The 12,778-nt window shown below is 66.5% G+C and carries 10 protein-coding genes; 7 read left to right on the plus strand and 3 right to left on the minus strand.

What is annotated here, in order from left to right; all coding sequences use genetic code 11:
- Positions 1–107 precede the first annotated feature (107 nt).
- Together AC07VS_RS04505 and AC07VS_RS04510 are read left to right on the plus strand one after the other, a co-directional pair.
- Positions 108–455, plus strand: coding sequence for a hypothetical protein (locus tag AC07VS_RS04505; protein ID WP_494750291.1), 348 nt, complete (start codon positions 108–110; stop codon positions 453–455).
- Positions 456–644: 189 nt separating this feature from the next.
- Positions 645–938 carry a hypothetical protein gene (locus AC07VS_RS04510; protein WP_494750292.1) on the plus strand — a complete coding sequence of 98 codons (294 nt, stop codon included), beginning with the start codon at positions 645–647 and terminating at the stop codon, positions 936–938.
- Positions 939–953: 15 nt separating this feature from the next.
- Here the strand turns inward: AC07VS_RS04510 and AC07VS_RS04515 are convergent, their stop codons facing one another.
- Complete coding sequence (locus tag AC07VS_RS04515) at positions 954–3,548, minus strand: adenosylcobalamin-dependent ribonucleoside-diphosphate reductase (RefSeq protein ID WP_494750293.1); 2,595 nt, start codon at positions 3,546–3,548, stop codon at positions 954–956.
- 307 nt (positions 3,549–3,855) lie between these two features.
- Here AC07VS_RS04515 and AC07VS_RS04520 point away from each other — a divergent pair, with 307 nt between their 5' ends.
- A complete protein-coding gene (locus AC07VS_RS04520; RefSeq protein WP_492349622.1) occupies positions 3,856–4,245 on the plus strand; it encodes a hypothetical protein in 390 nt (129 codons plus the stop codon).
- 23 nt (positions 4,246–4,268) lie between these two features.
- Here the strand turns inward: AC07VS_RS04520 and AC07VS_RS04525 are convergent, their stop codons facing one another.
- On the minus strand, positions 4,269–5,477 hold the full coding sequence (locus AC07VS_RS04525) for a M20 aminoacylase family protein (protein WP_494750294.1): 1,209 nt from the start codon (positions 5,475–5,477) through the stop codon (positions 4,269–4,271).
- Positions 5,478–5,537: 60 nt separating this feature from the next.
- A complete protein-coding gene (locus tag AC07VS_RS04530) occupies positions 5,538–6,017 on the minus strand; it encodes an Lrp/AsnC family transcriptional regulator (protein WP_492349624.1) in 480 nt (159 codons plus the stop codon).
- A gap of 121 nt (positions 6,018–6,138) precedes the next feature.
- Between AC07VS_RS04530 and AC07VS_RS04535 the strand changes: the two genes are divergently transcribed.
- The 4 genes from AC07VS_RS04535 (at position 6,139) to AC07VS_RS04550 (ending at position 12,752) form a co-directional block, all read left to right on the plus strand.
- Positions 6,139–9,747 carry an indolepyruvate ferredoxin oxidoreductase family protein gene (locus AC07VS_RS04535; RefSeq protein WP_494658007.1) on the plus strand — a complete coding sequence of 1,203 codons (3,609 nt, stop codon included), beginning with the start codon at positions 6,139–6,141 and terminating at the stop codon, positions 9,745–9,747.
- 117 nt (positions 9,748–9,864) lie between these two features.
- Complete coding sequence (gene dinD / locus AC07VS_RS04540) at positions 9,865–10,716, plus strand: DNA damage-inducible protein D (protein WP_492349626.1); 852 nt, start codon at positions 9,865–9,867, stop codon at positions 10,714–10,716.
- Positions 10,717–10,837: 121 nt separating this feature from the next.
- Positions 10,838–11,965, plus strand: a complete 1,128-nt coding sequence (locus AC07VS_RS04545; protein ID WP_494750295.1) for a CaiB/BaiF CoA transferase family protein — start codon at positions 10,838–10,840, stop codon at positions 11,963–11,965.
- A complete protein-coding gene (locus AC07VS_RS04550) occupies positions 11,958–12,752 on the plus strand; it encodes an enoyl-CoA hydratase/isomerase family protein (RefSeq protein WP_492349628.1) in 795 nt (264 codons plus the stop codon). The genes AC07VS_RS04545 and AC07VS_RS04550 overlap by 8 nt, the downstream gene beginning before the upstream one ends.
- Positions 12,753–12,778 lie beyond the last annotated feature (26 nt).

Consider the following 12,778-nt stretch of genomic DNA (forward strand, 5'->3'; position numbering starts at 1 on the left):
ACAGTTACAACTTGGCGCACGAGAGGTCATCGACGGTTGAAACCGGGGCGTTAAAGGTAGCAACCAGGCCTTTTGCCTGGGGCTCAACGAGAGAAAAGGGCTTTGCCATGAACAAGCTGTTCGCCATCCTTCCCGCCGCCGTGCTGTCTGTTTGCGTCTCCATGGGCGCCTGGGCCCAGGCCCCGGCGGCCGCCACTGCCGCCACCCCGGTCACACCGGCGGTCGCGGCTTCTGCGGCAGGGGTGAAACCCGTTGAGGTCAAGCCTGCGGTGGCCAGCACCGTGGGCCCTGCTGCCACACCTTCCGCATCGGACAAGGTGAGCCCCACCCAAGCGGCGCCGGCACCGAGCGCCAAGGCCAAGTCGCCCACCCCCCTGCATGCCAAGGCAGGGCACAAGACCGTGCACTCCAAGGCCGCCAAGGCCAGTGTGAACAGCGGTGCCTCGATCAAGTGAGTGCGGGCGCGTCAGGCTCTGAGAGAGTCTGACGCATCCAAGTTCTTCACTGGGCAAGTGTTCAGCACGGAACCAACTCAGACGGCATCGCTCACAGTGAGCCTGCCCGGATGGGTTCCTGTCGATCCGGTTCGGCCCCGTCGTTTCACGGCGGGGCTTCTGTCGTTTGTTCCTCTTTGTTCTTGACCGATGCTGCTGCGCCTTCTTCTCCCCATCCTCCTGCTGTCTCCTTTGTTGCTGCCCTTGGGCCAGGCCCATGCCGAAGACGGCGATCTGGCCCAGCGTTATGCCGATGTGCAACGCTGCATGGCGCGCGGCCTGGGGCCCCATTGGGATCGCACTTACCAGATCGACCAGGTGCGCAACCGCTGGGGCGGGCTGGAGCCCAAGGCGCAGTCGCTGGAGAGTGCGCCACAGGGTGTGCGCATCACCGAACTTCGTTGCCGCTACCAGGCTGGCCTGCAGGACGCAGAACGGCCTTGAGCGGGCTCATCGTCGTCAACCGCAAGAGCCGAGGTAGCCGCAATGGGTGCAGAACTCGCAGCCGTCCTTCTTGACCAACGCATGGGCGCCACATTCGGGGCAGGGCTTGCCCGGCGTGACCTCCATGTGCGGCAGCATGGCGGGTTCGCCTGGCGCCGGCGCTGGGGCCTGGCCCGGGGCCGCAGCCCGCGACGCCTGTTGGCGCAGCGCCGGGATCACCCGGCCTTCGTCGTCGAGAAAGCCACGTCGGTACAGGATCTGTTGCACCGCGTAGGCGATGGCCGCCACTTCCGAGCTGTGAAAGCGTGGCACACGGGTGCCGTCGGCCTTGCGGTAGTAGCCCGAGCGCACGGGGCCTTTGTCCCAGGTCACCTTGCGCAGATCGGCCAGCGCCTTGGGCAGTCGCCCATCGCGGGCCGTCAGCGACAGTACCCGGGCCACAGCGGTCACCCATTGCTGGGCCTCGTCGTTCTGGCCCGCCGGGATGAACACCTCCAGCGGGCGCTCCACCGTTACCCTTTGGCCATCCAGAAAGCCTTCCACGCTCACGAAAGACACCACCAGGTACAGCGACTTCTGGCCTTCGGAGGTGTGGTAGACCAGTTTCTCGGTCACCGCCGGGGTCTCACCTTCGGGGCGCTTTTCGATGCTGATGCGCAGCGGGTCCATGTCCAGCGGGGCCGGCGCGGGGCTGGGGCTGGCGCCGGGGGGGTTGGCGCCGGCCGCTGCGGTGGCAGGCACTTCCAGCACCGCGCCCAGGGTGTCGTTGGGGCGGTAGGTGGCACACCCCTTCAGGCCATAGGCATGGGCGCGCAGGTACAGCTGTTTGAAGTCCTCGAACGGGTAGTCGGCCGGTACGTTGACGGTCTTGCTGATGGCCGTGTCGATGAAGGGCTGCACCGCGCCCATCATCGCCAGGTGCTCATCGCAGGACATGGCCAGCGCGGTCACCATCGAGTTGGGCAGCACCTGGCTCACGCGCAGGCGCTGGCCTTCGTGGCTGAACTCATCCTGATAGCGGCACACGGCGTCCAGCACGGCATTGCCAAAGGCCGGCTCCAGCGTGCCCAGAAAAACCCGCAGGCCGTGGTCCTCCACGGCAAAGGCCTGGGTGCCGCCTTCTGGGGTGCGCTTGTTGCGCGTGTAGGCGAGCGAGAAAGGCGGCTCGATGCCGTTGCTGGCGTTGTCGGCAAAGGCCAGGCTCACGGTGCCGGTGGGGGCGATCGACAGCAGGTGGCTGTTGCGGATGCCGTGCTCGCGGATGCGTGCCTTCAGGGCCTCGGGCAGGCGCGATGCAAAGGTACCGGGCGCCAGATAGGCCTCGGCCTGCAGGGCCGGGAACGGCCCGCGTTCGATCGCCAGGTCGATCGAGGCGGCGTAGGCCGCGTCACGCATCAACTCGGCGATGTGGGCGGCCTGACGTCGGCCGGCCTCGCTGTCGTAGCGCAGGTTCAGCATGGCCAGGGCATTGCCCATGCCGGTGAAGCCCACGCCGATGCGCCGTTTGGCCATGGCCTGTTCCTGTTGCTCTTTCAGCGGCCAGGGCGTGGCATCCAGCACGTTGTCGAGAAAGCGCACCTGCAGTCGCACCGAGGCGACGAAGCCGGCTTCATCGAAGCGCGCCGCCGGCGTGAAGGGCTGCTGCACGAAGCTCGGCAGGATGATTGGGCCCAGATCGCAACAGCCATAGGCACACAGCGGCTGTTCGCCGCAGGGATTGGTGGCGACGATCTCTTCGCAGTAGCGCAGGTTGTTGTCTTCGTTGACCCGATCGAGAAAAATGATGCCCGGCTCGGCGTAGTCGTAGGCCGAGCGCATCACGCGGTCCCACAAGGCGCTGGCACTCACCTCCTGGTACACCCACAGGCCATCGTCGCGTTGAAAGGCGCCTCGCTCGATCAGGGCCCGTGTCGGGCGCGCCTTGTGCACCAACTGCACCTGGCCTTGCGCGGCCAGTGCCTGCATGAAGGCCTTGGTCACCCCCACCGACACATTGAAGTTGTTCCAGCGCCCCTTGGTGCGCTTGGCTTCGATGAACTCCTGCACGTCGGGGTGGTCGATGTTCAGGATGCCCATCTGCGCGCCCCGCCGCGAGCCCGCCGCCATCACCGTGCGGCACGAGGCGTCGAACACATCCATGAAGGTGCAGGGGCCGGACGCGTCGGAGTTTGTGCCTTTCACCAAGGCGCCTTTCGGGCGAATCGCCGAAAAGTTGTAACCCACACCGCCACCGCGGCGCAGGGTTTCGCTGGCCTGCGACAGCGCCGTGTAGATGCCAGGCACGCCATCTTCGTCGTAGCCGACCGCCGCATCGCCCACGGGTTGCACAAAGCAGTTGATGAAGGTGGCGTTGTGGCCCGCGCCGGCCGACGCCATGATGCGCCCGGCGCCAATGGCCCCGGCCAACATGTTGAGTCGGAACTTCTCGCCCATCTCGGCGCGCAATTCGGGGGTGGGCTCGACCGAGGCCACCGCCCGCGCCACGCGCTCGAACACCTGGCCGGCCGAGGTTTCACCCAGTTCTGCCTGACAGTATTTTTCCTGCAGCACCTCGGTGGTGATGCTTTGAGGGGCGAGCGCTGCGGCGGTGGCGGTGACAGCAGTGTCCATGGGTATTCCTTGGGTGGCGGGGCACCGAAAAGAACGCAGCATAGGCCCGACTTGAGTGCTGTGCTTGACCCTGATCAGCAAGAGGTCTCGCCTCCTGTTGATCATGGGAAGCTGTGTCAGGAGACAACCCAGGCATGTGCCTTGCTTGAGATGACTGTGATGAGTGCAAATCTAAGACAATGTTTTTTAAGTGAAACGGATCCCGGTGCTTCCGCTTGGCGGGGGGCGTCGCGCACTGTTTTGGCCCTTGGGTGCACCCCGCTGGCTCGGCCTGGCGCCGAAGCGCCGCACTGAACCCGGAGACACCATGCGCATCCCGCATCTGCAAGATCCCAGTACCCCGTCGGGGGGCCGCTTCCATCCAGCCCCAGACACCGCACCCCGTCTCAAGGCCACGGTGGACGATGGCTCGATCCGGGCCACGGCCATTTTGCTGACTCAGCAAGGCCTGGCCGAAGCCCTGCAGGGCGGCGGTGACTGGGCCGAAGCCGCCCCTTTGACCCTGGTCGAGACCGAGCGCGGCGTGCTCACCCTGTGGGCCTTGGTGAAAGACGTGGTGGCCCGGCCCCAGGCCGAGGCCGTCTTGGCGTCGCTGCTCAGCCAGGCGCTGAGTCTGCGTCTGCGCGGCGTGGCCGAAGGCCTGGCCCTGCTGGGGCGGCAGGCGCTCGAACCGCTGGCGCCGTCACCGGTGCGTTGAATCGTCAGGCCTGGCCCGGTATTTCAAGCGCGGCCCATGCCACGGGCAAACCATTGGCGTGCCAGCCGGTCCCAGAACGTGGCGCCCAGCCCCAGGATGTCGTCATTGAAGTCGTAATGCGCGGCGTGCAGGTTCACACCGGTCTGGCCAATGGCTGCGTTGCCGATCCAGCCGTAGGCGCCGGGCACCTGCTCCAGCATGAAGCCGAAATCTTCGGCGGTCATTGCTGGCAGCACGTCGGTGTGGGCCTGCTGCGGGCCGACCACCTCAGCCATCACCTCGCCCATGAAGCGGGCCTCGCGGGCGTGGTTCACGGTGCAGGGGTAGCCGGGCTTGATGATCACGCGCGCGGTGCAGCCATGGGCTTCGGCCACGTGGGTGGCGATGCGTTCGATGCCCGCCACCAGCCGTTCCAGCGTCTCGGGCTGCAGGGTGCGGCAGGTGCCGTACAGGGCGGCCTCGTCGGGAATGATGTTCTCCACTGTGCCGCCTTCGATCTTGCCGACCGTGAGTACCGCACTGTCCAGCGGGTCGGTCTGGCGTGACACCAGCAACTGCAACTGGCCCACGATGGCGCAGGCCACCGGGATCGGGTCCAACGCAGCGTGCGGCTGGGCAGCGTGGCCGCCACGCCCCGTCACGCGGACCTCGAAGCGGTTGGCCGAGGCCATGATGGGCCCCACCCGCACACCCATCTGGCCGGCTGGCAGGGCGGGCCAGTTGTGCAGTGCAAACACGGCCTGCATCGGAAAGCGCTCGAACAGGCCCTCCTGCATCATGGCCCGGGCGCCGGCACCGCCTTCCTCCCCGGGCTGGAAGATGAAGTGCACGGTGCCGTCAAAGTCGGCTTGCCGTGCCAGCAAGGTGGCCGCCCCCAGCAGCATGGTGGTGTGGCCATCGTGACCACAGGCGTGCATGCGGCCCTCATGCTGGCTGGCGTGGCCGAAGGTGTTGAGCTCCTGCACCGGCAGCGCGTCCATGTCGGCGCGCAGGCCCACCGCCGGCCCTGGGTTGGCGGCGTTGCGGCCACGGCCGTGCAGCGTGGCCACCACCCCGGTCTGCGCCAGGCCCCGGTGCACCGGCAGGCCCAGGGCCTCCAGGTAGGCCGCCACACGGGCGGCGGTGCGCTGCTCTTCGTATTTCAGCTCGGGGTGGGCATGCAAGTCGCGGCGAAAGCCGATCAACTGACCCAGGTAGGGGGTGATGTCGGGGGTGAAGGGGGCGAGAGTCATGGGGTAACAGCCTGATGGAGGCCTGATTCTGCTCCGTTTGGCGCCGGGCGTCAGGGGTCATCAGGCCTCGCCCACCGGTAGCCGCACCTCCGACTTGACCTCGTTGAGCACGATGCTGGAGCGCACCTGCGACACCCCTGGCAGTCTGAAGATGGTGCCGTGCAAGAGTTGCTCGTAGTGCGCCACATCGCGCGCCATCACGGTCAGGATGTAGTCGGCCTGCCCGGTCGTGCTCAGGCAGCGCACGATGTGGGGCGAGACCGCCACCTCGCGTTCGAACTGGCGAACCGTGGTCTCGGTGTGCTGGCTCAGGTTCACCTCCACCACCACCAGCAGGTTCAGGCCCACCTTGCTGCGGTCTACCAGGGCTGTGTAGCCCCGGATCACCCCGGCCGCCTCCAGCTCCTTGATGCGCTTCCAGCACGGCGTGGTTGACAGGCCGACCTTGGTGGCGATCTGCTGCACGGTCTGGCGCGAGTCGCGTTGCAGTTCCTGCAGAATCAGCAGGCTGGCGGCATCAAGTGTGAAATTCTCATGCATGACTGATTTTAGGAATGAAATTCTCGAATCTGCGCAATTGACCAAAAACTAAGAATCAAATTCTCACGCGTCTCCGGCAAGCTCATGGCTTCCCCAAAGCCCTGCGGGGCGCGAGAAGAACATGGAGACATCCACCCCCCTGATGGCGCCGCCAGCCCCTGTGTTGCGCCCTGATTTCAAACTGTCCGACAACCTCTGGGCCGAGCGCGGGCAGGTCTTTCTCACCGGCACCCAGGCCCTGGTGCGTCTGCTGCTGATGCAGCGCAACCGCGATGCGGCCCAGGGCCTGAACACCCAGGGTTTTGTCAGTGGCTACCGTGGCTCGCCGCTGGGCATGCTCGACCAGGCGATCTGGAAAGTCGGAAAAAAATTCTCCGATCATGGCGTTCGCTTCGTGCCTGCCGTCAACGAGGAACTGGGTGCCACCCAGGTGCTCGGCACCCAGCGCGTCGAGTCTGACCCCGAGCGCACCGTCGATGCCGTCTACGCCATGTGGTACGGCAAGGGACCGGGCGTTGACCGCGCCGCCGATGCGCTCAAGCACGGCAATGCCTATGGCTCGTCACCGCGTGGCGGCGTGCTGGTGGTGGCTGGGGACGACCACGGCTGTGTGTCGTCCTCGATGCCGCACCAGAGCGATCAACTGATGCAGGCATTTCACATGCCCGTGGTCTCGCCGGCCAATGTGGCGGAATACCTGGAGTTTGGCCTGTATGGCTGGGCCCTGTCGCGCTACAGCGGTAACTGGGTCGGGCTGACCGCCTTGTCCGAGGTGGTTGAAAGCGGGGCCACGGTCAACCTCGATGAGGTCAACGCCCGCGTGGCAAAGTGGCAGGGTGCCGAGACGGTGCGCACCCTCACCGGCCACCAGCCCCCAGCCGACGGTCTGCATTACCGCTGGCCTGATCTGCCCTCGCTGCGCATCGAGTCGCGGCTGGCCGACAAGCTGGCCGCGGTGGCGGCTTTCGCCCAGGTCAACAGCATTGACCGCCACATCATCGAGTCGCCCCATGCCCAGGTCGGCATCATCACTTGTGGCAAGGCCCATTACGACCTCATGGAAGTGCTGCGCCGCCTGGAAATCAGCCCGGCCATGCTCGCGACGGCTGGTGTGCGACTGTACAAGGTGGGCTTGTCGTTTCCGATCGAGACCACCCGGGTGCGTGCCTTTGCCCAGGGCCTGCGCGAGATCCTGGTGATCGAGGAAAAAGGGGCGGTGGTCGAGCAGCAACTGCGCGAGCTGTTCTACAACGCCCCGCCCGAAACCCGCCCGGCCCTGGTCGGCAAGCACGACGCACAAGGCCGGCCCCTGGTCTCGGCCCTGGGTGAACTGCGGCCCTCGCGCCTGATCGAGCTGATGGCCGACTGGCTGCTGCGTCATTTTCCGGACAACAGCACCTTCAACGATCATCGCCGCCATGTGGTCGACTTTGTGCCCGCACCGTTGTTGGCCAACAGTGCCGACAGTGTCAAGCGCCTGCCCTACTTCTGCGCAGGCTGTCCGCACAACACCTCGACCGTGGTGCCCGAGGGATCGACCGCACGGGCCGGCATCGGCTGCCACTTCATGGCCAACTGGATGGAGCGCGACACCGCCGGCCTGATCCAGATGGGGGGCGAGGGGGTGGACTGGGTCTCGCACTCGATGTTCACGCGCACGCCTCATGTGTTCCAGAACCTGGGGGACGGTACTTACTACCACTCGGGCTATCTGGCGATCCGGCAGGCTGTGGCCGCCCAGGCCACCCTGACCTACAAGATCCTGTTCAACGATGCTGTGGCCATGACCGGAGGGCAGCCCGTGGATGGCGTGATCAGCGTCGACGCCATTGCCCGCCAGGTCGAAAGCGAGGGCGTGAAGCAGGTGGTGGTGCTGTCTGACGACATCGACAAATATGCCGCGCAGCGCGATCGGTTTCCGACCGGGACCGAGTTCCATGACCGCAGCCAGCTCGACGCGGTGCAGCGCCGCCTGCGCGAGGTGCCTGGTGTCACCGTGCTGATCTACGAGCAGACCTGCGCCGCTGAAAAGCGTCGGCGTCGCAAGAAGGGCCAACTGGCTGACCCGTCGCGTCGACTCTTCATCTATGACGCCGTCTGCGAAGGCTGTGGCGACTGCTCGGCCCAGAGCAACTGCGTGGCCGTGTTGCCCCACGAAACCTCGATGGGCCGCAAGCGCCGCATCGACCAGAGCAGCTGCAACAAGGACTATTCCTGTGCCAAGGGCTTCTGCCCCAGTTTTGTCAGCGTCAGCGGCGGCCAGCCTCGCCGCAAGATGGGGGCCTTGCAGACCGCCTCGGCAGCCTTCGAGCAGCATGTCGCCGCACTGCCGCACCCCACGGCCCATGTGTGGGAGGCCCCCTACGACCTGCTGGTCACCGGTGTGGGGGGCACGGGCGTGGTCACCGTGGGCGCCGTGATCGCCATGGCCGCCCACCTCGAGGGCAAGAGCGCCAGCGTGCTCGACTTCATGGGCTTTGCGCAGAAGGGTGGTTCGGTGCTTTCCTTTGTGCGCCTGGCCGATGTGCCCGAGCGCCTGAACCAGGTGCGCATCGATACCCAGCAGGCCGATGCCGTGCTGGCCTGCGACATCGTCGTGGCGGCCTCACCCGAAGCCTTGCAGACCGTGCGCCGCGGCCGCACCCGGCTGCTGGTCAACACCCACGAAGTGCCTGTGGCCGAATCCATTCGCAACCCCGACGCCAGCCTGCAGGTCGATCAGCTGATCGACAAGTTGGAGTTCGCGGCCGGTCCGGGCCAGCTCGAAACCTTTGACGCTCAAGCCCTGGCCGAAGATTTTCTGGGCGACACCATCGTCGCCAACATCCTGGCCATGGGCTATGCCTGGCAACGCGGGCTGGTGCCCTTGAGCCTGGCCGCCATGCTGCGCGCCATTGAGCTCAATGGCGTGGCCGTGCCCACCAACCTGCTGGCCTTCTCCTTGGGGCGCCTGGCGGCGGCCCGACCCGAGCTGTGCCAAAGCCTGCTGGAAGCCCCGGCACAGGGTTCGGCCCTGCAGGTGCCGGGCGATCTGGAGGCCTTGCGTCGGCAGGCGGGTGAGCTGCTTGGTGCCTACCAGAATGCAGCCTATGCCCGTCGGCACGATGAACTCGTGCAAGCCGTGCTGGCACGCGAGCAGGCCCTGGGCTTGTCCCCAGGCGGTGCCCTGAGCCAGACGGTGGCACGCAGCGCGCTCAAGCTCATGGCCTACAAAGACGAGTACGAAGTGGCCCGCCTTTACAGCACGCCCGCCTTTCGAGAGGCTCTGGCCCAGCAGTTCGAGGGTGAGTTGCAGCTGGCGTTCCACATGGCCCCACCGCTGCTGGCGCGGGGGCGCAACGGTCAGCCCCCGGCCAAGCTGCGACTCGGCGCCTGGATGTTGCCCGCCATGCGCCTGCTGGCGCGGGGCAAGGCTTTGCGCGGCACCCCGCTCGACGTGTTCGGGTACACAGCCGAGCGCCGCATGGAGCGCGCACTCATCCAGGCCTACGAGGCCCGGGTGCATGAACTGCTGCCCCTGATCAACGCCGAGCGACTGCCCTTGGCGCTGGAGCTGCTTGCCCTGCCGCTGTCCATGCGTGGCTTTGGCCACGTCAAGGCGCGCAATGTTGAGCGCGCCCGCCGCCGCGAGGCCGAACTGCTGCACCGCCTGGATCCACAGCGCTACCCGCGCCCGCAAGGCGGACCGCAGGCCGGCCAGTTCAAAGGCATCGAGGTGCGCGCGGCCTGACCCGCTTGACCCGCCAGCGCCTACGCTCAGCCTGCTGGCCCCGAGGGGCCAGCCGCTGGCGCATCACCATGGGGCTTTCCAAACCGAGGGCACCCGCCCTCATGCCAGGGAGCCCCCATGAAAAAGGAAGTCATTCACCAACTTCACAAGAACTTTGAGGACTGTGCGCGTCGGAAAGACGACGTGGAGTATTGGCTGGCCAGAGAGCTGCAGACCCTGCTTGGCTACAAGGAATGGCGCAATTTCGAGCTCGTGATCGACAAGGCCAAGGTGGCTTCCCAAAACGCTGGACAAGCTGTGTCCGATCATTTTGTTGACGTCAACAAGATGATCGAAGTCGGCAAGACAGCTGAGCGCGAAGTGAGTGACATCGCGCTGACCCGCTATGCCTGCTACCTCATCGCCCAGAATGGCGATCCACGCAAGGATGCTGTCGCCTTTGCCATGACCTACTTTGCGGTACAAACCCGAAAGCAGGAACTGATTGAGGTTCGAATGGCCGAATGGGAACGCCTTCGCGCCCGCGAGAAGCTGACGCTCTCGCAAAAGGAGTTGTCGGGCGTCCTGTTCGAGCGCGGCATCGACAGCCCCGGCTTCAGTCGCATTCTCAGCCGAGGCGATGCGGCCTTGTTCGGCGGCCTGAGTACCCACGACATGAAGCAGCGCTTGGCGGTGCCTGACAGCCGGCCCCTGGCCGATTTTCTCCCTACCATCACCATCAAAGCCAAGGACTTCGCCAACGAAATCACCAACACCCAGGTCAAGCAACAGGACCTGCACGGCGAGTCCGGCATCAGCCGCGAGCACATCAAGAACAACCGCGATGTGCGAAAACTGCTGACCCAGCGCGACATCGTGCCCGAGGACTTGCCGGCCGCTGAAGATGCCAAGAAGCTGGAGCGTCGCCTGAAATCCGAAGCCCAGAAGCTCCCGGGCCTGACCCCTAAGCTGGGTCGCAAGCGCCGTTGAGGCGCTGCTGAACCGCCATCACCGTTGCCGCAGTTTCGTCTGTTCCGACGATGCCAGCGCAACCGTGGCTGAACCATCATGGCGACAACAACAGCCGCCGCTGTGGCGGCAGGAGACGCACATGGCCGGTCCACTGCAAGGGCTCAAGGTGATCGAGATGGCCGGTCTGGGGCCGGGGCCTTTTTGTGCCATGTTGCTGGCCGACATGGGGGCCGAGGTGTTGCGCATCGAGCGCCCGGGCACACCACACACGCCGCACGACATCCTAGCCCGGGGCCGCACCCACCTCGCGCTGGATTTGCGCGCCGCCGGGGCGGCAGACCCAGTGCTCAGTCTGATCGAGCGGGCCGATGTGCTGATCGAGGGCTTTCGCCCGGGTGTCATGGAGCGCCTGGGCCTGGGGCCCGAGCCCTGCCTGCAACGCAACCCGCGCCTGGTCTATGGCCGCATGACCGGCTGGGGCCAGCACGGCCCACTGGCCCAGGCTGCGGGGCACGACATCAACTACATCGCCCTCAGCGGGGCCCTGCATGCCATCGGCCGCAGCGGCGAGGGGCCGGTGCCGCCGCTCAATCTGGTGGGTGATTTCGGGGGCGGTGCCATGCTGCTCGCCTTTGGCGTGCTCAGTGCGCTGTACGAGGCGCAGCGCTCGGGCCAGGGCCAGGTGATCGACGCGGCCATGACCGATGGCGCCGCCCTGCTGTCCGCCATGATGTACGGCTTCAAGGCGGCCGGTCGCTGGAGCAACCAGCGCGGCGAAAACCTGCTTGACGGGGGGGCCCACTTCTACGACACCTATGCCTGTGCCGACGGGCGCTACGTCGCCATCGGCGCCATCGAGCCGCAGTTCTATGCCCTGCTGCGCGAGCGCTGCGGCATCGCCGACGACCCGGCCTTCGATGCCCAGATGGACCCTGCGGCCTGGCCTCTGCTCAAGCTGCGGCTGGCCGATGTGTTCCGCACCCGCACGCGAGACGAGTGGTGTGCCCTGCTCGAGGGCAGCGACGCCTGCTTTGCCCCCGTGCTGGACTGGGACGAAGCCCCTCAGCACCCCCACAACCAGGCCCGCGGCACCTTTGTGACGGCCCAGGGCCTGACCCAGCCCGCACCGGCGCCACGCTTCAGCCGCAGCGTCCCCGAGCAGCCTGGCACCCGGTCGGCCCCCGCAGCCAGCGAGCTGTTGCGTCGGTGGGGCCTTGATGGGCCCGCCCTGAAGGCCGTTCTGCCCCCCGGAGGCCCCCGTGCCTGAGGCCGTTTTGCTGGTGCGCGAAGAAGGCGCCGTGGCCTGGCTCACGCTGAACCGGCCCGAGCGCCTCAACGCCCTCAACCCTGCGCTGGTGCAAGCCCTGCTGGCCTACTTTCAGGCCTTGTATCGCCGCACTGAACTGCGGGTGGTGGTGCTGCAAGGCGCTGGTACCGCCTTTTGCAGCGGCCTGGACCTGAAAGAGGCCCCCGATGCCCGTGCCCTGGGGGTGCCGGGCATGCTGGCGGTCCAGCGCGACCTGCGCGACATCATGATCGCCATGCGGCGTTGCCCGCAGCCCATCATCAGCCTGGTGCAAGGGGCGGCCAGCGGCGGCGGCTTTGCCTTGGCACTGGCCTCCGACATTCGCCTGGCCACCCCTGATGCTCGCTTCAATGCGGCCTTCATTCGCATCGGCCTGTCGGCCTGCGATGTCGGTGTCAGCTACTTTCTGCCCCGCATGGTGGGCAGTTCGGTGGCCGCGCACTACCTGCTCACCGGGCGCTTCATGGACGCGGCCCGAGCCCAGGCCCTGGGCTTGGTCAGCACTGTGGCGCCGGGGCCCGAGTTGCAGGCAGAGGCACAGGCGCTGGCCGACGACATGCTGCGTGCCAGCCCCCTGGGCCTGCGCCTGACCAAGGACGCGCTGGGGCACGCGGTGGACGCCGCCGGCCTGGACGCCGTGGTGGCGCTGGAAGACCGCAACCAGATCCTGTGCAGCCAGACCGACGACTTTCAGGAAGGCATTGCGGCCTTTCTGGGCCGACGCGCACCACGTTACAGCGAACGCTGACCCGACCCTGCCAACCCTCGGAGCCT

The sequence above is a fragment of the Curvibacter sp. GW821-FHT01G03 genome (assembly GCF_059422285.1).